Here is a 19,711-nt window from a genome sequence, read left to right as displayed (position 1 = left end):
TTCTACAACCCGAAACGTCGCCACTCGACACTGGGGTATCTCAGCCCAAATGACTTTGAAACCAAGGTGGGATTAGCTTAATCTCGTGTCCGATAAACCGGCAGCAGGCCAGATCGGTCTTTTGATCGAATTGTGGAGGTCGCCCTCCCCAAGGCGCGCAGCCCTGATTGGTGTGTCCCTATTTGGCTTCGGTTCTTGTTTCATGGCGGCTGTCGGCCGGGCAGAGAACTTTACAGCTCCCGCAAATCGATACGCCGTATTCGCTGTTCTTGGTGCGCTTCCCGTATTACTCATGTGGCTTGAGAAGGTAGAACACAGACGGCTCTTCACCTCATTGGCCGCTGTAGTCGTCTGCGGACTCTTCGCTATGAATACGGCAACGTGGTACCGTTTCGCGGTTAAACGCGGCACGATTGAAAGAGATGCGATTGCGGCAATCAAAGCCTCACCCGACAATCCCGAAAGCTACAGGTTGCTCTACCCATCGCCGGAAGCCATTCGAGAGCAAATAGCCTACATGCGTGAGAACGGTCTGGGGATATTCTGACTGCCGTTGTGCGACCGATGAAGGCGCTTCTAACTAGCTGTCACCTAAGCGAGGCACGCCGCCGGTATCGAGCGCAGCGTCACGGCCACGCTCCCCGACGCACGTTTCGTCGCCCTGACTTCCCTCGGGTATAATGTCGGCGTCAAGGCGGCCTGTAGCTCCAGCGTCGTCAAACTCATCAACCAAGGCAAAACGGCTGAAGGCTGCTAAGCCCTCCTGAAGTGGAACCGCGCCGCCGGCATCGTCTTTCCGGGCCTTGTCAGGCGCCGGCAGAAGGAACGCGCCTTCTGCCTCGAGGGCATCTGATGTTCTCTATCCTCGACGCATTCAAAATGGGCGCCGGCATCGCCGCCGGCCTGCTGCTCTATCACCTCTACGCCGTTGCGATCGGCTATCCCTCGGCGGTTCGCGAGGCGCGCGCCGGCTATGTAATCCTGGCCGAGAGGACCTCAGCCGCTGCCAAGGCGGCTGAGATGGAGCGCCAGCGCAACGCTGCGTCACAAGCCACCGAAGAGCATCGCAAGCGCCTGGCGGCCACCGAACGCGCCGAGCAGGCCGCCAGAGACACACTCGAAACCGAGATCCAATCCTATGAGCTTCAGCGGGAAAAGAACCACGCTTGCGCTGTCACTGCTGCTGATCGTCAGTGGCTGCTCCACCACTGAGCGCCTGAACAGGGCAGCGGTGATGAAGGGGCAGGCGGTGGCCGGCGTAGCGCTGCCGCCTTTGCCCGATGATCTGCGCAGACAGGAGGCGCATGCGCCCGTCGTGGAAGGCGAACCCGTCATCGCCATCCTTGCCCGCGAGCGGCAGGCGCTCGACCGGGCCAACGCCCGCCAGGGGCGCACCCTTCGCTTCTACTACGACCTCACTAGCAGATATGGAACACGCCCATGATGAACGCCATCTCGCTTGCCCTGACGAATCCGATGCTGAGCGGCGGCGGGGCCGGAGATTCCGATCGCTACATGTTCTTTGCGACCCGCAACCGCATGCCGTCGGGCACGATCGTCACCGCGGCATCCGGCACGAATTATGTGTGCAGCAAAATCGTCGTCAACACGCCGCAGTATAAGACCAGAACATTCCGCTTCCACCTCTCGGGCTTCGCCTCGACGGAAGGCGGCAACGCGCCGCAGGAAACGGTCGTCACCGGCACGATCGGCGCGCCCGGCAATTCCGTGGTGGCGGATGCGATGTTCATCAGAGCCGCCGGCATCTTCTACCAATGCACCTTCGCCGGCCTGAACACGGTGACGGTGGCCGACCAGACAAACGGCGCCTGGACGGATGAACTGACCATTCCCGATGTCGATCCGGAAAGCGAAATCGAGATCTGGCTGTTTTATCACACCGCCGTCGGCGACAAGATCTGGCCGGTCTACCGCTTCCAGAAACATCGCGGCGAGCGCGTCTGGGGCGCCGGCGATCTCGCCACTCTCCTGGCCCTCAAGGACACGCCGCTCGCCGACAGCACGGCAGCGCTCGACACCAATTACGCCACTCAGACGCAGCCGCAATATTACGGCCCCGACTTCATGGTCGCCAAGGGCGATTGGGATGGAAGGCCGGTCGCTCTTGCTGTCGTCGACAGCCTGGGTGAAGCGCGCCAGCAGTTTTCCGCAGCGGCCGATGCACGCGGCAATCTCGGCTGGTTTCGCCGCTGGCTCGACAAGGATGGCGGCATCGGCCGCATTCCGCATCTGATGATCGGCATGCCGGGGAACGGTTCCGTGCGCGAGCTCACCGGCACCGGTTCTGCGATCGCCACCCGGCGCTGGGCCATTCTCGATGAGATCACCGCCTTCAACAACAATAAGAAGCCGTTCACCGTCATCGCCAACCAGATGGGGCAGAACGACACGGCCGCGACCTACACTGTTTACTTCAACACCAACTATCGAAGCCTGGTCACCAGGCTTCGGGCGCGTTATTCCGGCGTCAAGATCGTCGCCTTCCCGCCGCTCGGCCGCACGGCCTCCACCCGCACAGTCACCCTGACATCGGTCGGTACCGTCGTCACCGCAACGATCGCCTCCGGCATCAACGGGTTGGTGACGGGTCAGACGGTTTCGATTTCCGGCGCCACGCAGACAGAATATAACGGCAATGTGGTCATCACGGTCACCGGGCCGAACAGTTTCACCTACAATTTCGCGGGATCTGCGACCACGCCGGCAACAGGCACGATCAGCGCCAACGACCTCTATCTCCGGGCGGAGTATCAAAGCTTTTCAACCAACAACACCTGGCCGGCGGATGGCACGGATGCTTCCGGCAAATGGCGCCTTCGTAACGACATTCTTGCGAAAACGAATGCTTGCTGCGACGAGTCGATCGACACCTACGCGGCATGGGTTTCCGGCTTCCGGGATGGCGTCTGGCCGGGCATGCTGGAGCTGCCGAGCACCGTGGTGACGGTGCAGTCGGGAACGGACGGGGTTGCGACCTACCCGACGATCGAAGTGGCGGATGCCAGCATTTTCGCGCCGGAGCAGGAGATCAACACCTATGCCGGGCCGGATGGCATTGCACGCCTGTCGACCACCTTGATCGCCAGCATCTCCGGCAATACGATTACCATCTCGATCCCGCGCGCCACGGTGCTACCGGTCGGCTCCATCGTGCGCCCGAGCGTCACGCCGGATGGCGTTCATCCCTACGGCGCTGTGATCGACCGTGTCGCCAATGGCATTCCCCAGTCCGAAAAGTTGAAATTTTATCCCTAGGTGAGCACCGAGAGCGATGACATCCAATGACGATATCCTCCGCGCGCTCGGGCGTGTCGAGGGCAGGCTGACAGGCATCGAGGACAATGTCGCGCTTCTGCGCAGGGAGGTCAGCGACGAAAAGACCAACGCGCACGACAGCCGCGCCGTGATCCACGCGCGGCTCGATGAGCAAGCCAGACAGATCGCCCATCTCGATACCAGCGTGGCGATCAGCGGCGGCGCGGATGCGCAGATCCGCCAGGAGATCAGGAGCCTCAAAGAGACCGTCGAGAAGAACCAGGAGATGGTCGCGCCGGCGCTTGAAGACTGGAAACGGATGAAATCGATCGGCTATGGCATCTCCGGGCTGATCGCCTTTGCCGGCCTGACGATCGGTGGCATTATTGCCTATGCGAGCGATGGCGCGGTGGCGGCGTTGCGACATTGGTTGAAGATCAATTGAGTTGAGGGCGCCGATTGTCTGCGGCTTCGAACTCCATCGCACTCGCAGCACGCCTCAATCAGCCGTTTTTTGATCGGCGGAGCTACGTTGCCAAATCGAACCAAGCAAAACCCTAAATTTTAGACATCGCTAACGAACAAATCGGCCGCCTGTTGGTTCTCCTCTCAGGAGGAAACGGTCATGAAAACCATGAGCAATCGCCAAGTTCGCATTCCCGGCCCGCGAGAGCACGATGTTGCCGAGCATTGCCGCAAGTTTGGGATCGGCCCGGCGGAGGAGAAGAAGCTGAAGAAACTTCTCGGGTCTCGGGCGCCGCTCCATGAAATCCAGGCCAATGCTCCGCCACGGCAGCCAAGGTGGCGTTAGAGAATTTCGGGAAAACTGCGAAGCGGTTTCCGTCGGGAAGTGCGTAAAACAAAGTTTGGAGCGGTTCAGCTTTCATCAAGGCTGAGCCGCTTTAACGTGAGAAGGGGACGGCGCATCTGATTGTTTCACGCGGCATTACAGCAATGATTCAAAGATTGAGCGGAACAGAGCAGTGCCGCAAACGCTCGCGAAAGAGGTATTGTTGCCTGGGTTTGAAATGGGCGATCTTGCTTGCACATGAGCCGGTTGTTCGGCTCGTTCCGCTTCGCTCCGCTGAAAGCCCCACTCCGGCGGGGTTTTTGTTGGCGCGGGATGTGGCCGTCGATTTTCGCCCGGCCGGAGCCTGTCCGTATGACGGCTGCCGTCTTGCCCGGACAGGTTGTCTATTATCCCTCTGTCGGTTTTCCCGGGGGGTGTGGTGTCGGATCTCTGCCGGGAACTTCCACCAATATCGGGGGTTTTGCCCGCGGATCGCGCGGTAGGTTTCGTCTCCTGTACCCACTGCTACCCCTGCAGTTGCTGCGCGGTCCACTGATATCAACGGGATGACGGATGAGGCTTTGCATCTCGGCGATCGCCAGCGGGCGAAGCCGTCTGTCGTTCGTCATCGGCGTCTGGAGATTCAGCCCTTCGAAGACGCAGGTGTGTGTGTTTGTGTCGACGTCCGCATGTGAAATGGCTCACGACGGCACAGCTGCGCGGGGGTCGCCTATCAGTGCCGCAGTTGGCGCGACAGCATCAGGATGTAATCGTCGGCGATATCGGCAACCACCATGGCGGCTTCCGCGGCCGTGTATCCCCTGCCGACGGCGTCGCTGACGATCTTCATGACGGCGGGTTCAAGTGCTTCCCGGCAGTCGGAAAGGCTTTCGGCATGCGGGCATTTGGCACGAAATTCCAATACGTTGTTCATGGCATACCCTCCATTTGATGTTGCTGCGCCCTATGCGTCAGTTGCCCGATCCCCGGAAGAACCAAGCCTTGGTCCCGGTGGAGCGTCGCTCGCGGGGACCAGAATGACTATCGTAAGAATACGATGGCATAGGCCGCCACGTATTCAAGCGCGCGCTGATATTAAGGTAAGCCAGTAGGGTTAATTCGTCCGCTGATGTTGCATCGTGGCATCGGAGGCTGCCGCAGGCCGGATTGCGATAAGAGGCGGCGCCTCCGAGGTTGTCTTCGGTCAGACGCTGATGCGGCGGCCGGCCTTGTCTGCTTCTTTGCGATTGGCGCCGTGTTTTTCGATGATGGTCCTGGCATCCTCGTTGGAAATGCGGTGTTTTTTCGCGAAGTAGATGACATCGTAGGGGCCGTCAGTCGTAGCCGCTTTGGCGGGCTGGACCTTATTCGCTTTGTCATTGGTCATGATTTTTCCTTCCTTGGAAATGTTGGGCTGGCCACCAGTCCATGTCGGCGCATACCAGCACCTATCGTCTCCGGATCGGGGATCGGAGAACCGGCAATCTCAACTCGGTGTCTGTCGAAGACTTGGCTTCGTCCGCCCTATCGATGCGCCCGGGCCGTCATATGTTTTTCCCAGATCTGCGTCGCCTGCGCTGCCGTGCCGGTCTTGTGGAAGCGCAGCAGGTGCAGTCCTTCCGCCCGTCGTTTCTCGTTGAAGGCGCTGTTTTCGTAGTCGGTGCCTTCGACAATGCTCTCGCTTTGAAGAACGGCCTTCAATTCCTGCACATAGTGTCCGGTGATGTTGAAAAGCGCTTCATTCTCGGGTGCGTCTGTCATCGTTTTCCCTATGGGTGGTCGCGTGGCATTCAACGCGGTGCCGGTTCAGCAGGCCACGTTGGTAAGATGCATCAGGCAATCCGCGCCCCTATGGGAAAGGCTGGTATCGGACAGCGTTTAGCTGGGGTGTCTGTCTGGAGTTCCATATATCATGCAGCAGCGCCGCCTTACGAATCAAGGATCAAGGCGCGGCGGGTCTGAACGGCCGCATGTTAAACCACTTGCCGCCCCGATACCATCTCAATCGGAATGCCGAAGGATATCGGGGAGAGAGCCGTCTTCAGGCACAACGGCGTGTCTGTCCGTCATTGGTCGTTCCGGTGCCTACCAGAAGACGCCCTTGAAAACGATATAAACGATAAAGGCCAGGCTGATTGCCGGCGTCAATTTCACCAGAAAGTCGAGATATCTGAACTTGCCGATATGCCGGGCCAGGCTTTTCCAGGAATGAATGTTTACCGTGGAAGGCATCATGCCCTCCCTTGGTTGGGGCTGGGGAACTCTGACGACCCCTGGTGGCAGCGCCCGTTCACAAACTGCCGCCATAGCAGATATGGGCTCCGATCATCGGCGCTACAAGTCGTGGCGAAGTGGCGGTCCGGCTGAGATCGCAAAGAGGCGCACGATCGCACAGCGCGGCGCGGGCATGTCCGGAAGGCTGGGCGCCTCCGGACAGGATTGCGCTTTTACCTCAACCATCGCTTCAATCAGTTTCAGCCGATCGAGTTTCCGCCGTTGATCGTCATAGAGCCTGCCCAACAGCGCGTAGGCCGGTCCCGCGGAGCTGCCCTTGAGCGACAGTCTCCTGACCACCGTTTCCTGATCGGTAACGCGGCGCGCGGCCTTCACGACATGGCGACGTGCCAGCTTCAGGTCTTTCGAGCGGTATCGGGTCGAGACCATGAGTTTTGCTTCCCCAGTCATCCGGCAACACCAGGACGATGGCCGTTCCAGCTTGCCGGCGCGATGCTTTCCAGCGATTAGCGAAAATCTTCGGCCCTGAGCGTGAAGTTGTTGCCACGCCGATGCTGATAGACTCTCGATGCGGCTTCCTGAATCGAGGAGCGCGCGGCATCGAAGGCATTGAGGTAGGCGGCCTCGGAAGAGTCTCGCGTGATCGCGCTGCCGAGGGCCGCGTCTTCGACCAGAAACCTGACCTCGAACATGCCGTCATAGCCGGTGAAGCGGACACCTTTTCTGGCTTCGTCGAAGCTGCGGCTTCTGTTGGGAAAAATAAGTGCCATTGCGGTTGTCCTTGGAAGTGGGCACGAGCCGATGTGAGGACCTCGGGCCTGGCGATGATAATGAATGCACGATGGCGATCAGCCTGCCGGCCTGTCCGGCCGTCTGCAGGTCTTAATGGATGGTCTGCACGATGACCCGGCTTTCAAGCAAGGCTTCCGATGTCTTGATCAAGCGCATCGTGCCCGTGATGACCTCATTCGAATAGAGAGAATCGGCACGGGAGATTTCGTCCGTCATATCGTGGAGAACTTTGTTGATCTCCAGCAGAGGCGGCACGAATTCGACCAAACCTGCTGCTGCCAGCCCGTGCGTCAGGCGCGCGATCGCTTCTCTCAGGTGATTGACGAGCGCACGTCTTTCCACCGCCAGTGCTGACGGCTTTGTGAGGGTCGCTTCATCGTTGAACTGCATGATGCGTATCCTCCTCTATCTAAAATGGGTTCCGCCACGGCTTTATCAATGGCTACATCAATGGCTATTGGCGAATGAGGTTGCGGTCAGGTGGCAAAGAGCGCAAGCTGATCCATCGGCGGGCACGATACGGGCACCGCTGCTTGGGGCGCGCCAGTGAATACTAGCGCCAGTAAACCCTAGCCCCAACGAAGGAGGACGCCATGTCTTCCACATCTGATCAATTCTTCGATATCGACAATTTGAGGATGCTCGATCGCATTCTGCGAAAGGCCGGCTTTCGCGGCGGCGAAACTTACGCGGCCGATGATGCTGAGATCAGCGCGACGAGTTTTCTCATTCATTGTTTCCAGACGGGCATCGTCGATGAGGCCGCGCTGAAATCGGCTCTGAAAATGTATCTGGCAACGCAGCTGGGTTCCGGTCCGCTTCCTCAGGCGATGGAGGATGGCTCTTTTGCAAGATGGCAGGATGACGGCGGCGCCCCGACGAAAGCCTATCGGATCGCGCACTATACGGCGCCTGGGCCCACGACCGCATCGCTACGGCCATTGGGCTACCGTTTTCCCAAGACCAGACTGCCTGAACGCGTGTTCGAGATCCCCTGAATGGATCTTGCAGCGACGTCGCCCGGCTAGCCCCGGTCGATCGTCGCGATGACATGACGAACAAGGAAGAAGACATGCCTCGCAATCACGCCGATCAAAGGGACGGGATCGGGAAACGCAAGATCACCGCCATGCGCAAAAGCGCAACGGTCAGCCCGACTGCCGACGATCTGATAAGCCAGGCCCGTCACGCCCGGTCACCGTCGGCGGAGCAGGGGATTGATAGCCCTGATGACCAGGCCTATGGCGTGGCCCGCACGCATAAAGGTCCCTTCGACAACGCGACGGCATTCAGCGCTCCCACTTACGAGCATGATCTGCCGACGCGGCAGCAATTGGAGGCCGCGCAACGCAGCCAATCCGATGCGATCAAGCAGCAAGAGGCAAACCGCCCAAAAGGCAAATCCCGCATTCGCGCCAAGGCGACGAAGCTGAAATCTCCCTGAGCGGAAATGGAACGGAGCGGACTGCCGGTCCGTCGAAAAGCCCGCTCCAGGCAGGCTTCTCATTTCATGGCACAGCTCAGGCGACCTCACGCAGCCCCAAACGGCACGGCGACGAAGGTCTTGTTGCCGTCGCGGCCATCTTAGGCCGCGGTAAAGGGCACGGCGACGAAGGTCTTGTTGCCGTCGCGGCCATCTTAGGCCGCAGTAAAGGGCACGGCGACAAAGGTTTTGTTGCCGTCGCGTTCGACGAGCAGCAGCACCGATTTGCGGCCTGATTTGCCGGCCTCCGCAATCGCGGTCTTGACGTCGCGGGCATTGTGGACCGGTCTGTCGTTCACCGAGACGATGACATCGCCGGACTGAATGCCGGCGGCGGCGGCCGATTTGTCCGGATTGACGTCGGCGACCACCGCGCCGCTGATCGAGCGCGGCAGGTTGAGTTGCTGGCGCACGTCGGGCGTCAGATCGGCAAGACCGATGCCGAGGCTCGGCTGGCCGCTGCTCTGGCCTTGAGTGTCGGAGCTTTCGGCTGCCGCCTGCTTCTGGCCGGCCTCATTGGTGCCGACGGTAACGTTGAGATTGATCGTCTTGCCGTCGCGCCAGACGCTGAGAGCTTCCTTGGCGCCCGGCGACAGGTCGGCCACCAGCCGCGATAGGTCCTTCGGCGTCTTGACGGTCTGGCCGCCGACCGCAGTGACGATATCGCCGGGCTTCACGCCGGCACGTGCGGCCGGCGTATCGGCGGCAACGGCGGCAACCAGCGCGCCGCCTGCCTTGTCGAGGCCGACGGCATCGGCGACATCCTTGGTGACCGGTTGGATCTGTACGCCGAGATAGCCGTGATCGATCGAACCGTCCTTCTGCAGCTTGGCGACGATCGCCTTGGCCTCGTCGGAAGGAATGGCGAAGCCGACGCCGACGCTGCCGCCGTTCGGCGAATAGATGGCGGTATTGATGCCGACGACATTGCCGCTGCGGTCGACCAGCGGCCCGCCTGAGTTGCCATGGTTGATCGGCGCGTCGATCTGGATGAAATCGTCATAGGGCCCGCTGTGCAGGTCACGGCCGCGCGCCGAAACGATGCCTGCCGTCACCGTGGTGCCGATGCCGAAGGGGTTGCCGATCGCCAGGATCTGGTCGCCGAGCTTCAGCCTATCGGAATCGCCCCAGGCGATGGTCTGCAACGGTTTGCCCGCCTCTATCTTCAACACGGCGACATCGGATTTCGGGTCGGTGCCGATCAGCTTGGCCGGCAGTTCCGTGCCGTCATCGAGCGTCACCTTGATGTCGACGGCATTATCGATGACATGGTTGTTGGTGACGATCACACCGTCGGGGCTGATGATGAAGCCCGAGCCGAGCGCCATTGCCTGCTGCGAAGGCCGGTTTTTTGGTGCCTGGCGCGGCAGCGGGATGCCCTGATCCTCGAAGAACTGGCGGAACTGCTCGTCCATCGGCGACTCCTGCTGATCGGCGCTGACATCGGTCGCCTTCATGGTCGTCGTGATGGTGACGACGGCAGGCTTGTCGACGTCGACGATGGAGGCGAAGGAGCCGCTCGGCGCGAGAACGCCGCCGGCATCCGAAGGCGCGGCAAAGGCGCTGGACGAATTGATCGTAAAGGGCAGGCATGCGGCGCCGGCGATGATGGCGGCCCCGACAAGAGCTGCGGTGCGATGTTTGTGGAGGATAGGTGACATGGCGGTGATCCCTTGGACGGTGGTCCCTGGCGAGAGCGTTGGTTTTGGATGGCGTCGTGGTTCCATGTCCTGGGACCTGGCGTCGGATGGCGTTTGGCGCCAATTGCTTTCATCGCAGCGCAGTCGTCGGGGGGGGCGGCGACCGGGCGAATGGAAGAATTCGCGCTCGGGATTCATATGATCGCGGCCAGCGGATTTACAAATTAAATATTGATCATGTTTATATTGCCGATTTGTAAGATATGACGGGGATTTAATCTTCGCCCCAATGCTTTCGGGCTGGCTGACGCTTCCGGAAATTCCGGCCGGTTTTGCCGCGCCCGAGTATCCTCCGCGACATTTTCATTCGAAAATAAATGGACTTATTCCAGGCGGCGGTGATCCGATCGCCGCATTGGCCCGTAATTCGCCGACGGACAATCCTGCTGCTGTTTCTGGACGTTGTTTCCCCGGAACCTGTTGCTCATATAAAATGTTAGTAGACTCTAAATTATTTCTTCTTCAGAAAGTGAAAATCGCGAATCGAAGGCAGGTGAGTCTCGCGTGCAGCATATGAGGGATGATGGGCAAGTCAGTGGGGCCGGGGCGGAAGGCCAGGCGCGGCGCGCATGTGAAGTTGAGCGATGTGGCGAAAAAGGTGGGGGTCAGCCCCATCACCATTTCGCGCGCGCTTCGCAATCCTGAAATCGTCTCGGAGGATCTGCGCGAGACCATCCTGCGTACGGTGAGCGAGATGGGTTATATCCCCAATCTCGCCGCTCGCGCGCTCGCCGGCCGCCACAACGGCGTCGTCGGTGTGATCACGCCCGCTTTGCACCAATACGGCTTCGCCGACCTGATGATCGGTATCGAGAATCGCTTCCGCGACGCCGAGTTCACCGTTCAATATTCCAGTACGCTGCACCATGCCAAGGGCGAGGCCGGCCTGCTGAAATCCTTCCTGACACAGAAGCCGGCCGGGGTGATCATTGCCGGCGCCGAATCCTATAGTGATCTTCTGCCGCTGATCGGCAATGCTGCCTGTCCGATCGCCCATATCACCGATCTCAGCCAGGAGCCGGAAAAGCTGGTCGTCGGCCTCGATCATCATGCCGCCGGCGCCGAACCCACCCGCTTCCTGTTGTCGAGGGGCTATGAAAGGATCGGCTTCATCGGCCGCGGCGGGGATGTCCGCTCGCGCCGCCGCATACAGGGTTATGAGGCTGCGATGCGGGAAGCCGGGCGTTTCAACCCGGATCTCGTCATCGGCGGGGATGCGGCAAGCCGCATCGGCCTCGGCAGGGAGTTGTTTTCCCGGCTGTTGCAGCGCGTGCCCGATATTGATGCCGCCTTTGCCCAGAGCGACGAACTGGCGCTTGGCGTCCTCATCGAATGCAAAGCGCGCGGTATCCGCGTGCCGGAGGATGTCGGCATCTGCGGTTTCAACGATTTGGAATTCTCTTCCTTCACCGAGCCGACGCTGACGACGGTGCACTTACCGCGTTACGATATCGGCTATCGCGTCGCCGACATGCTGCTGCGCGCCATCCGCGACGAACCGCCAGGCGAAGACAAGGTCAACTGCGGCTTCTCGATCATCCCGCGCGGCTCGACGCGCTAAGCCGGTCCGATCTGCCGAATGAAATGCGACGGACCTGTCGTAGGCTCGAACTAGGCACAGATCAGATTATTCCCTATACGGAGGGAATGATGATCACTGTGCTGAAAAATGGATAACACAGGACTGTCTCTCGACAGAATGCGCACATTTGTCCGCGTCGCCGAACGCGGCAACCTGTCGATGGTCGCAAGAGAGCTAGGTATCGGTCAATCCACCGTGACGCGACACCTCAATGAACTTGAGGAGGCTGTCGGCGTCCCGCTTCTCAGCCGAACCACGCGTCGCGTGACCCTTACGGACGAAGGTAGTCGCTATTATGCGAACTGCCTTCAGATACTGCGCCTGGTCGAACAGGCCGCTGAAGAAGCGAGAGATGCCCGTCGGGCGCCTGCCGGTGCTGTTCGACTTTCTTGTACGGCTGCGCTCGGTGTGATGCACGTCACGCGCCTCATCTTTGAATTCCAGGACAAGCATCCGGACATCAGAGTCGACCTCAACCTGACGGACGAGCGCATCGACCTGGTTCGCGAAGGTGTTGACGTGGCACTTCGTCTTGGACCTCTCGCGGACAGCGCGATGAAACTTCATGCGCTCGGAGAAAGCCATCGGCTGCTGGTGGGCGCTCCGACTTATTTGTCCGTTCACGGACGGCCGCAGCACCCTGCCGATCTGTCACGCTACGAAACCGTCGTGATGTCCAATGTGGCGGGGAGCGATCGGGTCGTTCTTTCCTCTCCCGATGGCACGAGCCTGATAATCCCGGTCAGTGGAAAGCTGCGCGTCGATCACGGGCTTGCGGCGCGCGAAGCCCTTGCCGCCGGACGCGGCATTGGTCCTACACACCTCTGGCTGGTCCACGATCTTCTGGATGACGGCAGGCTCGAGGTCGTGCTTGGCGACTATCGTCCTTCGCCGGTTCCTCTTAGCTTGCTGATCGTTCCGGAGCGTGCGGCCATTGCCCGTGTCCGTCTTCTCGTCGACTTTCTTGTCGCCGAGGTTTCCAAATTGCCGGGAATCAGGCCCTCGTAAGTCTTTGTTTTTAAAGATGTCGTTATCGCAAAACCGCTGCACTGCTTTGCGCGACATGCCTCAAAGTCCGAAAGTCCGCTTATCGCCACGCCACCCCGTCGTCCTGAGATATTGTTCCCAGTTGAGCGTTTCGGGGTTCAGGCGACGGTTCCAATCGAGGTCGTGCGCCTTGCCGAAATAGCCATATTCGACAGCATATTCGACCATTCCCAGAAGCTCTCGAACGAGAAGTTCGTTGGCCGCAAACTCTGGAAAATAGTGCAGCAGGCCATCCCGGGTGAAAGCGTTTCGATATTCGGCCTTGAGGCCGGTCACGCGCTGAAAGGTTTCGACCATCTCGCGCGGAGAAATGATGTCGCCAACGATCGGCAGCGTTTTGCCGTTATAGCGCTCGGGGTTTGAGAAAATTTCGAGGACGACCGGCCCGGTCGCCGTCAGCGGATCGACAAAGGGCGCTCGGAAATCTTCAGGCAGATAAACCGGCAGGAGCAGCGTATCACCCTCCAGGCGAGGCACGTAATATTCGAGAAGATTCGTGTAGAAGAATGCCAGCATGACGAAGGAATGAGAGATCTGCAGGCCGCGAATATAATCTGCGACGCGCGCTTTGTCGGTAAAATGCGGCGCATATTTCGTCCCACCGGTAATCTTGTCGACATCCTCAAGCGTGCTGAAAACAATATGCCCGACGCCGGCCTCGACGGCGGCATCCGCCAGTTGCCGGCCGAGAGGAGCCTCGATGGTTGCTGGCGGGGCGATCGGCGGCGTCATCAGAAATGCGCCATCGGCGCCTTGGAAGGCAGCGACGAGGTCCTTTTGACGGCCAAGTTCGAGAGGGACGGCCACGATTTCAGCGCCGCCTTCCTCTAGACGTAACGCTTCGGGCGAATCCTTCTTCCGGGTTAAAGCACGCACCCGGAAACGTTGGCTCTGAAGGAGTGTCGCGGCGACGCTGCGCCCCTGTTTGCTCGTTGCGCCGGCAATCGCGATAAGTGGCTTTTCATTTGTGAACATGGAGCTTCAAACCTTTCCCTGTCATTAACGCCGACTGCGGTGCAAGGCGTCATTTTGCGGGAGGGCGGTCGGCTGTGCCGAGAGCCCACCTCAATGGCGGGCACCCTATCTCAACAGGTTCTATGGCTGTAGATATCTGAAATACATAACATAATGCCATTTTATGGATAAATGGTGCCGTCCAAGCGTCGTCGAAACCCGCCCCGAGGACTGAAGCGCCGACAGCGATTCATAGACTCTGCCGGCGCTCTTTCTCTGAGCAATTACGGTATCAGCAGAATACTGCCCGCCGAGCGTCCCGATTCCATCTCTTCGTGCGCCTTGGCAACATCGGCCAAACGATACTCAGCACCGATCTGCGAAACGATCCCTGTTTCCATCGCCCCGACGGCAGCCAGAGCAGCCTCGCGATATTGTCCGACGTCGGTGCACCAGGCCATGATGCTCGGATGGTAGAGCGCCTTGCCCGGACGAAGTTCCTCGACAGGTACCGGTGGAATAGCACCGGCGGCCTGACCGATGGTGACGGCCATGCCGAATGGCCGGACAGAGCGTATGCTTTTGAGAAGTGTGTCGCCGCCGATCCCGTCATAGGCGACGTCGACCCCAAGTCCGTTCGTGAGCCGCTTCACCTCGGCGACGATATCGGCGCCCCGTCCAACAATAAGGTGATCGGTCCCATAAGATGCGGCGAGTGCGGCCTTTTCCGAAGAGCTGACCGTCCCGATCACGGTGGCATCGAGCGATCTCGCCCAGCGAACGAGGATGCTCCCAAGCCCACCCGCAGCCGCATGGATCAGAACCTGAGTGCCTGCGCGCACATTGTAGGTCTTTTTCAACAGCATGTAGGCGGTCATGCCTTTGAGCAGCGAACTCGCTGCCGTTTTCGCTGAAACGGCATCAGGAAGTTTTATCGCCCTTTCAGCAGCAATATTCCTGGTAGAGCGATAGGCGCCAACCGGAGGCCCTGCATAGGCAACGCGGTCACCTTTTTGGAAGATGGAGACGCCAGGACCGACATCGTCGACGATGCCTGCCGCCTCGGCACCGATCACCGCGGGGTAGGAGGGCATGGGGTAGATGCCCTTGCGGTGATAGACGTCGAGAAAGTTGGTTCCGATCGCCTGATGACGGATTTTTATCTCGCCATCACCGGGAGGCTGACAACGGTGATGCTCAACGCGGAACTGGGTGACGTCACCGGGGGCGTCCAGCCATATGATTTGGTCATTCATCTCTCGTGCTCCTTCATGGGCACAAATTAACCGTAGCCTGATGTGTGAAAATTCCCTACTGTTTCACAATGATTGGGAGAGAATTCACAAAGATCGATTGGGACGACCTTCGGCATTTCCTGGCGCTCGCGCAGTCGGGAACGTTGCTTGGCGCCGCAAAGCAGCTCGGCGTCGAACATGCCACGATCAGTCGGCGGGTTTCGTCGCTGGAAGCCAGCCTGGGGCGCAAGCTCGTAGACCGCCGCGGGCGGCGCATCATTTTAACCTCGGACGGAGAGCAGGTCGCCAGGCACGCAGCTCTTGTCGCGGCGCAGACTGCGGCAATCGAGCAGCTTGGTCGAAGCAGCGCCACGGAATTGCATGGCCATGTGAGGATCAGCGCGCCTCCCGCTCTCTCAAGCGTGCTCCTGGCAAATCCGATCGCGGCCGTCAGGCGAGACCATCCGGGTGTTCAGATCACGCTCGTCGGAGAAAAGCGCCTGGCGTCCCTGAACAGACGAGAGGCGGATATCGCCGTGCGCATGTCGCGCCCCGAGGACGGCGATTACGCCATCGTCAAGCTCGGCGAGACAAGCTTCCATCTCTACGCATCACAGACCTATCTCGAAACGGTTCCACCGTCGGACTGGACCTTCATCGGTTACGACGAAACCATGAGCGCCTCGCCGCAACAATTGCGACTGATCGAGCTGGCCGCCGGCCGGCCGATCGCCGTCAGATCATCCGTTCTGGAGTTTCAGGCCGCAACCGCAAGACTTGGCGCCGGTGTCGTCATGCTCCCCGATTTCGCCGTCCCGGAGTCCAGCGGTCTCCAGCGCATTGAGAACGAACAGGCTTTGACTCGAGAGGTCTGGCTGGTTGTCCATTCTGACATCAAAGACGTCCCCTCCGTCCGCGTCGTCGTCGATGCGCTGAAAACCGCTCTCGGGAAATAGTCAGGTCAGTTGGCTGGGTCGCAAAGCGCCAGAAGCGATGGCTGCCCGCTTACGGTCTCACGGGACCGATCAGCCCTGCAGCCAGAAGCACGCGTTCAGCCACCAGCCACACGGCACCGCGATCAGCCCTCATCCCCGAGGTGCGGAGGCCAAGGGCCGAAGCCTCGAAGGACGGGGGCGGGTGCTGAGCAGCCACCGTCATACTGCCGGAGCACATACGTCGTTTTATCAATAGGTTACGGTGTGCCTGGACACCAGATGGTAACGCGAAATCATTAGGTTTTCTTGAAAAGTGTCCAGACCTATTTAACTCGCTCAGACAGCCCGGCCTAACCCCTTTTGGCGATATTGACTCCGATCTGCATCCTGCCAATCTGCATCCATACGTTGGAACCAATGGGAGGTTCTTGTCTTGGATGCAGTATACCCTGGGCATGAAGCAAGCGCTCACGATATTCTGGAACTGGCATCGTATTACCGAACGGCCGCGACTTTGCTTGGGGAATGCTCCCCTCGGGGCAAATCGCTGTCGCACGCTCCGCGCCGGTTTCTGGCCCTCCACTCGATCGAGCTCTACCTGAATGCGTTTCTGCTCGCCAAAGGGCGTGACCCTAAGATGATCCGCGGCCTTCACCACGACATTGGCGAGCGATCGCGATGGGCGAAGGAAGCGGGCTTAATCTTCCGAAAGCGAACGGAGGAACACTTGGCGACGCTGTCCTCCAACAGGGAATATCTCGTCACAAGATACGATCCGGCCGCCACGCTATCGCAGGTCAACCGGGTGATGGCGACGCTCGAAGAGTTATCGCAGAAGGTGAGGAAGGTCATCGACGTGGATAAGTCGAACAACGGGAGAACTGCCCGTCCAAACCTGTGAGCATCGGCGATTCGTGCGATGACGCCTTGATGGAACCGGGCGATTCCAACGCTTGAAGCGAACGGCGCAGGGCACCACCCATTACCCCGGAAGAGATGCCGGCGACCGTGTGTTGGTCTCCGCGTCGATCAGGATGAAGGAGCCGTAATTGCGGTTCTGCTCATAGGGGTCGATGATCGCCGCTTCGTCGAAGACGAGCCGGACTTTGCCGATGGCGTTCATGTAGAGCCGCTGGGCGGCGTTCCAGCTGCCGGTCTTCAGCTCCAGATCGTTGTCAATGCACGACTTGGGAAGCTGCCGACATCAATTCCTGGGAATTCAGTGCCTTGAATGTCTGGAGCCCAGCCTCCAGGACTTCAGTGAAGCTCCAGCGTACGATGCCCTCCCGGTCGATGAGGAACTGACCGACAAGCTGCCCGTGGTCGGCAGTCATCATCTGCTGATCGGCTTCCGTAATTTGATATCCTTCCTTCTCGTTGATGAATTCGTCCATTGCCATCACGCTCATAGGCTCGGGCAACTCGCCCGGCAGGTCGATCCGTATTGCCATGACCGTGTCGATCCCGACCTCGCGTAGGCCGAATGCTTGGTGCGAAGCCCTTATCGGGTCGGAAGCGGCAAGAAGATCGGGTATCGGATGGTAGCGGAAATAGAGCCGCGCGCGTTCGACCGGGGTGTTTACCACCGCCAGGGATTGGACGCCTTTTTCACGCAGCATCGGGTTGAGATATGCCATGGCCGCGACATGGCGCCGGCAGAACGGGCAATGCAGGCCCCGAAACAAACCGATCAGCAATGGGCTGCGGCCACGAAAATCATCAAGTGCGATCTTCCCCTCGCTCGAGATCGCATCAAACACAACGTTCGGGACTCGGTCGCCCGGTTGTAGCGGATGGTCGACATGGCTCGTGGACATTGGACAACCTCCTCGCTCGGGGATCAGTCGAGAAAAGGCGCCGAGTTAGTGCATCGAGGTCGAGATTGAGCGCTGCAAGGCCTGACCTCTCGTCTTACCGCACCGCCTGGATCCGATTTAAGAATGGCCCCACATTGGCCCGCGGGCAAGCGGAAAACAGCGAATCGTGAATTGGAAAAGTCCGTTTTCTGCAAACTCTGAATTTTTTAGCGGCCGCAGAGGCCGACACAGAAAATTGAGCTGGGGAAGCCCCTATCGCAAAGTCTCAGGTTCTGATCGGTTCTTCGCCGTTCGGCAGGGAGTCCGCCAGCCGCAGCCAGAGGATTCGGCCTCGGTAAGGGGCCAGTCTTGCTGGCCCCTATCCCTCATCAGATATCGCTTGCGGCGCTCGACCAGAGATCGGCTGCTTCGGCTGCCGTCATGCGCCGTACCTCGGCCTCATGGCTGCGGCTGGCGAAGAGTTCGCTTGCCATGATCTGCTCGGCAAGATCGGCCGGAAGCGAGAGGATGACGCGGGCTTCGCCATTGTGGAGGCCGCCGAGTTCGGTGCGCTTGCCGGTCACCATGCCGCCGGCGACCGTATTGTTGGTCTCCGGATCGATCAGGATGAAGGAACCGGAAAGCCGGTTCTGCTCATAAGGATCGAAGATCGCCGCTTCGTCGAAGACGAGCCGGACCTTGCCGATGGCGTTCATGTAGAGCCGCTGGGCGGCGTTCCAGCTGCCGGTCTTCAGCTCCAGCTGGCTGAGCGGCTGCACCTGCACACGCTGGCGGCGGCTGCCGCTCTTCAGCCAGTAGCGCTTGCCGGGCTCGATGCCCTCGGGCTGGAGTGCGACGATCTGCGCGTCGAAGGCAAGGCCGACCTGCGGCTGGGCGTCGATCGAGACGATCATGTCGCCGCGCGCCACATCCACCTGGCGGTCGAGCACCAGCGTGATCGCGTCGCCGGCAACGGCGGCATTGCGCACGAGATCGAAGGTGACGATCTTGGAGACGTTGGCGACCATGCCCGACGGCAGGATCATGACGCTGTCGCCTGGTTTGACCGAGCCGCCGGCAACCGTGCCCTGATAGCCGCGGAAGCTTTCGCCGGGACGCGAGACGCGCTGCACGGAAAGACGGAAGCCGACCGTCTGCGACGAGCGCACGGTCGCAAGCTCCAGCGTCTCCACCAGCGTCGGGCCGGTATACCAAGGCATCGCGGCCTGGCCGGGATAGACGACGTTTTCGCCCTTCAGCGCCGACATCGGAATGGCGGTGATCTGCTTGACGCCGAGCGACAGGGCAAATTCCCGGAATTCGTGGCTGATCTTGTCGAAGCCGGCGCGGTCATAGCCCGTCAGGTCGATCTTGTTGACGGCGAGCACGAACTGCTTGATCCCGAGCAGCGAGGCGATCGTCGCGTGGCGGCGGGTCTGCTCGAGAATGCCGAAACGCGCATCGACCAGCAGGATGGCGAGATCGGCGGTCGAAGCGCCGGTCGCCATGTTGCGGGTATACTGTTCATGGCCGGGTGTATCGGCGACGATGAAGGAGCGCTTGTCGGTCGAGAAGTAGCGATAGGCGACATCGATGGTGATGCCCTGTTCGCGTTCGGCCTGCAGGCCGTCGAGCAGCAGCGCGAAATCGGGCAGGCCGAGATCGTTCTGCTTGCCGGTGGAATCGCGCTGCAGGGTGGCGGCCTGGTCTTCCTTGACCGCCTTGGTGTCCCAGAGCAGGCGGCCGATCAGGGTCGACTTGCCGTCATCGACGCTGCCGCAGGTGATCAGGCGCAGCGGGCGCGAGTCGCGCAGAGCTTTCTGCTGCTCGGCGGCGGGCAGGTTGACGACGGTGGCGGCCGAGACGGCGGTTTGGGCTGCGGTCAT

Annotated in this window: 24 protein-coding genes and 2 pseudogenes; 13 read left to right on the top strand and 13 right to left on the bottom strand. The window is 60.1% G+C overall.

Annotated elements, in window-relative coordinates; genetic code table 11:
• Nucleotides 1–85 precede the first annotated feature (85 nt).
• The 7 genes and pseudogenes from ACMUVN_RS29840 (at nucleotide 86) to ACMUVN_RS29810 (ending at nucleotide 4,087) form a co-directional block, all read left to right on the top strand.
• Nucleotides 86–547 (top strand): hypothetical protein, encoded by a 462-nt coding sequence (locus ACMUVN_RS29840; RefSeq protein WP_414815861.1) that lies wholly within the window; start codon nucleotides 86–88, stop codon nucleotides 545–547.
• A 54-nt stretch (nucleotides 548–601) separates the two neighbouring features.
• Nucleotides 602–853, top strand: a pseudogene (locus ACMUVN_RS29835) (lysozyme); the annotation flags it as partial.
• On the top strand, nucleotides 853–1,212 hold the full coding sequence (locus ACMUVN_RS29830) for a hypothetical protein (RefSeq protein ID WP_414815860.1): 360 nt from the start codon (nucleotides 853–855) through the stop codon (nucleotides 1,210–1,212). The pseudogene ACMUVN_RS29835 and the gene ACMUVN_RS29830, both read left to right, overlap by 1 nt.
• A 19-nt stretch (nucleotides 1,213–1,231) precedes the next feature.
• Nucleotides 1,232–1,444 carry a hypothetical protein gene (locus ACMUVN_RS29825; protein WP_414815859.1) on the top strand — a complete coding sequence of 71 codons (213 nt, stop codon included), beginning with the start codon at nucleotides 1,232–1,234 and terminating at the stop codon, nucleotides 1,442–1,444.
• The gene (locus tag ACMUVN_RS29820; RefSeq protein ID WP_414815858.1) at nucleotides 1,441–3,276 is read left to right on the top strand and encodes a hypothetical protein; all 1,836 of its coding nucleotides are present in this window, start codon (nucleotides 1,441–1,443) and stop codon (nucleotides 3,274–3,276) included. The genes ACMUVN_RS29825 and ACMUVN_RS29820 overlap by 4 nt, the downstream gene beginning before the upstream one ends.
• 16 nt (nucleotides 3,277–3,292) lie before the next feature.
• Nucleotides 3,293–3,721 (top strand): hypothetical protein, encoded by a 429-nt coding sequence (locus ACMUVN_RS29815; RefSeq protein WP_047614135.1) that lies wholly within the window; start codon nucleotides 3,293–3,295, stop codon nucleotides 3,719–3,721.
• 180 nt (nucleotides 3,722–3,901) lie between these two features.
• Nucleotides 3,902–4,087, top strand: a complete 186-nt coding sequence (locus tag ACMUVN_RS29810; protein ID WP_018241117.1) for a hypothetical protein — start codon at nucleotides 3,902–3,904, stop codon at nucleotides 4,085–4,087.
• A gap of 712 nt (nucleotides 4,088–4,799) precedes the next feature.
• Here the strand turns inward: ACMUVN_RS29810 and ACMUVN_RS29805 are convergent.
• The 7 genes from ACMUVN_RS29805 to ACMUVN_RS29775 all read right to left on the bottom strand — a co-directional run bounded on the left by ACMUVN_RS29805 (nucleotide 4,800) and on the right by ACMUVN_RS29775 (nucleotide 7,483).
• Complete coding sequence (locus tag ACMUVN_RS29805; protein WP_047614138.1) at nucleotides 4,800–5,000, bottom strand: hypothetical protein; 201 nt, start codon at nucleotides 4,998–5,000, stop codon at nucleotides 4,800–4,802.
• Between the two features lie 270 nt (nucleotides 5,001–5,270).
• Nucleotides 5,271–5,453 (bottom strand): hypothetical protein, encoded by a 183-nt coding sequence (locus tag ACMUVN_RS29800; RefSeq protein WP_047614140.1) that lies wholly within the window; start codon nucleotides 5,451–5,453, stop codon nucleotides 5,271–5,273.
• A gap of 137 nt (nucleotides 5,454–5,590) precedes the next feature.
• The gene (locus ACMUVN_RS29795) at nucleotides 5,591–5,827 is read right to left on the bottom strand and encodes a hypothetical protein (RefSeq protein ID WP_018241121.1); all 237 of its coding nucleotides are present in this window, start codon (nucleotides 5,825–5,827) and stop codon (nucleotides 5,591–5,593) included.
• Between the two features lie 324 nt (nucleotides 5,828–6,151).
• On the bottom strand, nucleotides 6,152–6,298 hold the full coding sequence (locus ACMUVN_RS29790) for a hypothetical protein (protein WP_164735923.1): 147 nt from the start codon (nucleotides 6,296–6,298) through the stop codon (nucleotides 6,152–6,154).
• A gap of 102 nt (nucleotides 6,299–6,400) precedes the next feature.
• Nucleotides 6,401–6,730, bottom strand: coding sequence for a hypothetical protein (locus ACMUVN_RS29785; RefSeq protein WP_414815857.1), 330 nt, complete (start codon nucleotides 6,728–6,730; stop codon nucleotides 6,401–6,403).
• 77 nt (nucleotides 6,731–6,807) lie between these two features.
• Nucleotides 6,808–7,071 carry a DUF1488 domain-containing protein gene (locus ACMUVN_RS29780; protein WP_047614145.1) on the bottom strand — a complete coding sequence of 88 codons (264 nt, stop codon included), beginning with the start codon at nucleotides 7,069–7,071 and terminating at the stop codon, nucleotides 6,808–6,810.
• A 112-nt stretch (nucleotides 7,072–7,183) separates the two neighbouring features.
• Entirely contained in the window at nucleotides 7,184–7,483 is a 300-nt protein-coding gene (locus tag ACMUVN_RS29775; protein ID WP_414815856.1) for a hypothetical protein, read from the bottom strand.
• Nucleotides 7,484–7,686: 203 nt separating this feature from the next.
• Here ACMUVN_RS29775 and ACMUVN_RS29770 point away from each other — a divergent pair, with 203 nt between their 5' ends.
• Nucleotides 7,687–8,091, top strand: a complete 405-nt coding sequence (locus ACMUVN_RS29770; RefSeq protein ID WP_414815855.1) for a hypothetical protein — start codon at nucleotides 7,687–7,689, stop codon at nucleotides 8,089–8,091.
• A 53-nt stretch (nucleotides 8,092–8,144) separates the two neighbouring features.
• Nucleotides 8,145–8,537 carry a hypothetical protein gene (locus ACMUVN_RS29765; RefSeq protein ID WP_414815854.1) on the top strand — a complete coding sequence of 131 codons (393 nt, stop codon included), beginning with the start codon at nucleotides 8,145–8,147 and terminating at the stop codon, nucleotides 8,535–8,537.
• A gap of 194 nt (nucleotides 8,538–8,731) precedes the next feature.
• Here ACMUVN_RS29765 and ACMUVN_RS29760 read toward each other — a convergent pair whose 3' ends face one another.
• Nucleotides 8,732–10,237 carry a DegQ family serine endoprotease gene (locus ACMUVN_RS29760; protein ID WP_414815853.1) on the bottom strand — a complete coding sequence of 502 codons (1,506 nt, stop codon included), beginning with the start codon at nucleotides 10,235–10,237 and terminating at the stop codon, nucleotides 8,732–8,734.
• 562 nt (nucleotides 10,238–10,799) lie between these two features.
• Between ACMUVN_RS29760 and ACMUVN_RS29755 the strand changes: the two genes are divergently transcribed.
• The gene (locus ACMUVN_RS29755; RefSeq protein WP_097542767.1) at nucleotides 10,800–11,837 is read left to right on the top strand and encodes a LacI family DNA-binding transcriptional regulator; all 1,038 of its coding nucleotides are present in this window, start codon (nucleotides 10,800–10,802) and stop codon (nucleotides 11,835–11,837) included.
• Between the two features lie 108 nt (nucleotides 11,838–11,945).
• Complete coding sequence (locus ACMUVN_RS29750; RefSeq protein ID WP_414815852.1) at nucleotides 11,946–12,866, top strand: LysR family transcriptional regulator; 921 nt, start codon at nucleotides 11,946–11,948, stop codon at nucleotides 12,864–12,866.
• A gap of 60 nt (nucleotides 12,867–12,926) precedes the next feature.
• Here the strand turns inward: ACMUVN_RS29750 and ACMUVN_RS29745 are convergent, their stop codons facing one another.
• Nucleotides 12,927–13,880 carry an NmrA/HSCARG family protein gene (locus tag ACMUVN_RS29745; protein WP_414815851.1) on the bottom strand — a complete coding sequence of 318 codons (954 nt, stop codon included), beginning with the start codon at nucleotides 13,878–13,880 and terminating at the stop codon, nucleotides 12,927–12,929.
• 263 nt (nucleotides 13,881–14,143) lie between these two features.
• Nucleotides 14,144–15,115, bottom strand: coding sequence for a quinone oxidoreductase family protein (locus ACMUVN_RS29740; RefSeq protein ID WP_414815850.1), 972 nt, complete (start codon nucleotides 15,113–15,115; stop codon nucleotides 14,144–14,146).
• Between the two features lie 68 nt (nucleotides 15,116–15,183).
• Here ACMUVN_RS29740 and ACMUVN_RS29735 point away from each other — a divergent pair, with 68 nt between their 5' ends.
• Nucleotides 15,184–16,050 (top strand): LysR family transcriptional regulator, encoded by an 867-nt coding sequence (locus tag ACMUVN_RS29735; RefSeq protein WP_183844670.1) that lies wholly within the window; start codon nucleotides 15,184–15,186, stop codon nucleotides 16,048–16,050.
• A 412-nt stretch (nucleotides 16,051–16,462) separates the two neighbouring features.
• Nucleotides 16,463–16,930, top strand: coding sequence for a hypothetical protein (locus tag ACMUVN_RS29730; RefSeq protein ID WP_183905773.1), 468 nt, complete (start codon nucleotides 16,463–16,465; stop codon nucleotides 16,928–16,930).
• 111 nt (nucleotides 16,931–17,041) lie between these two features.
• Here ACMUVN_RS29730 and ACMUVN_RS29725 read toward each other — a convergent pair.
• The 3 genes and pseudogenes from ACMUVN_RS29725 to cysN form a co-directional block, all read right to left on the bottom strand.
• A pseudogene (locus tag ACMUVN_RS29725) lies at nucleotides 17,042–17,197 on the bottom strand (elongation factor 1-alpha C-terminal domain-related protein); the annotation flags it as partial.
• Between the two features lie 7 nt (nucleotides 17,198–17,204).
• Nucleotides 17,205–17,846, bottom strand: a complete 642-nt coding sequence (locus tag ACMUVN_RS29720; RefSeq protein ID WP_063476602.1) for a peroxiredoxin-like family protein — start codon at nucleotides 17,844–17,846, stop codon at nucleotides 17,205–17,207.
• Between the two features lie 368 nt (nucleotides 17,847–18,214).
• Nucleotides 18,215–19,711 (bottom strand): sulfate adenylyltransferase subunit CysN, encoded by a 1,497-nt coding sequence (cysN, locus tag ACMUVN_RS29715; protein ID WP_168333899.1) that lies wholly within the window; start codon nucleotides 19,709–19,711, stop codon nucleotides 18,215–18,217.

This window comes from Rhizobium sp. IY2 (genome assembly GCF_047532935.1).
GTDB lineage: Bacteria > Pseudomonadota > Alphaproteobacteria > Rhizobiales > Rhizobiaceae > Rhizobium > Rhizobium anhuiense.
Note: the sequence above shows the minus strand (reverse complement) of the source record. Positions and strands in the feature narration are given on the sequence as shown.

Bases quoted from the DNA above. Each gene is read 5' to 3' on its own strand.
- ACMUVN_RS29830 (WP_414815860.1), top strand. From the start codon at position 853: ATGTTCTCTATCCTCGACGCATTCAAAATGGGCGCCGGCATCGCCGCC.
- ACMUVN_RS29820 (WP_414815858.1), top strand. From the start codon at position 1,441: ATGATGAACGCCATCTCGCTTGCCCTGACGAATCCGATGCTGAGCGGC.
- ACMUVN_RS29815 (WP_047614135.1), top strand. From the start codon at position 3,293: ATGACATCCAATGACGATATCCTCCGCGCGCTCGGGCGTGTCGAGGGC.
- ACMUVN_RS29810 (WP_018241117.1), top strand. From the start codon at position 3,902: ATGAAAACCATGAGCAATCGCCAAGTTCGCATTCCCGGCCCGCGAGAG.
- ACMUVN_RS29805 (WP_047614138.1), bottom strand. From the start codon at position 5,000: ATGAACAACGTATTGGAATTTCGTGCCAAATGCCCGCATGCCGAAAGC.
- ACMUVN_RS29800 (WP_047614140.1), bottom strand. From the start codon at position 5,453: ATGACCAATGACAAAGCGAATAAGGTCCAGCCCGCCAAAGCGGCTACG.
- ACMUVN_RS29795 (WP_018241121.1), bottom strand. From the start codon at position 5,827: ATGACAGACGCACCCGAGAATGAAGCGCTTTTCAACATCACCGGACAC.
- ACMUVN_RS29790 (WP_164735923.1), bottom strand. From the start codon at position 6,298: ATGCCTTCCACGGTAAACATTCATTCCTGGAAAAGCCTGGCCCGGCAT.
- ACMUVN_RS29785 (WP_414815857.1), bottom strand. From the start codon at position 6,730: ATGGTCTCGACCCGATACCGCTCGAAAGACCTGAAGCTGGCACGTCGC.
- ACMUVN_RS29780 (WP_047614145.1), bottom strand. From the start codon at position 7,071: ATGGCACTTATTTTTCCCAACAGAAGCCGCAGCTTCGACGAAGCCAGA.
- ACMUVN_RS29775 (WP_414815856.1), bottom strand. From the start codon at position 7,483: ATGCAGTTCAACGATGAAGCGACCCTCACAAAGCCGTCAGCACTGGCG.
- ACMUVN_RS29770 (WP_414815855.1), top strand. From the start codon at position 7,687: ATGTCTTCCACATCTGATCAATTCTTCGATATCGACAATTTGAGGATG.
- ACMUVN_RS29765 (WP_414815854.1), top strand. From the start codon at position 8,145: ATGACGAACAAGGAAGAAGACATGCCTCGCAATCACGCCGATCAAAGG.
- ACMUVN_RS29760 (WP_414815853.1), bottom strand. From the start codon at position 10,237: ATGTCACCTATCCTCCACAAACATCGCACCGCAGCTCTTGTCGGGGCC.
- ACMUVN_RS29755 (WP_097542767.1), top strand. From the start codon at position 10,800: ATGGGCAAGTCAGTGGGGCCGGGGCGGAAGGCCAGGCGCGGCGCGCAT.
- ACMUVN_RS29750 (WP_414815852.1), top strand. From the start codon at position 11,946: ATGGATAACACAGGACTGTCTCTCGACAGAATGCGCACATTTGTCCGC.
- ACMUVN_RS29745 (WP_414815851.1), bottom strand. From the start codon at position 13,880: ATGTTCACAAATGAAAAGCCACTTATCGCGATTGCCGGCGCAACGAGC.
- ACMUVN_RS29740 (WP_414815850.1), bottom strand. From the start codon at position 15,115: ATGAATGACCAAATCATATGGCTGGACGCCCCCGGTGACGTCACCCAG.
- ACMUVN_RS29735 (WP_183844670.1), top strand. From the start codon at position 15,184: ATGATTGGGAGAGAATTCACAAAGATCGATTGGGACGACCTTCGGCAT.
- ACMUVN_RS29720 (WP_063476602.1), bottom strand. From the start codon at position 17,846: ATGTCCACGAGCCATGTCGACCATCCGCTACAACCGGGCGACCGAGTC.
- cysN (WP_168333899.1), bottom strand. From the start codon at position 19,711: ATGACCGCAGCCCAAACCGCCGTCTCGGCCGCCACCGTCGTCAACCTG.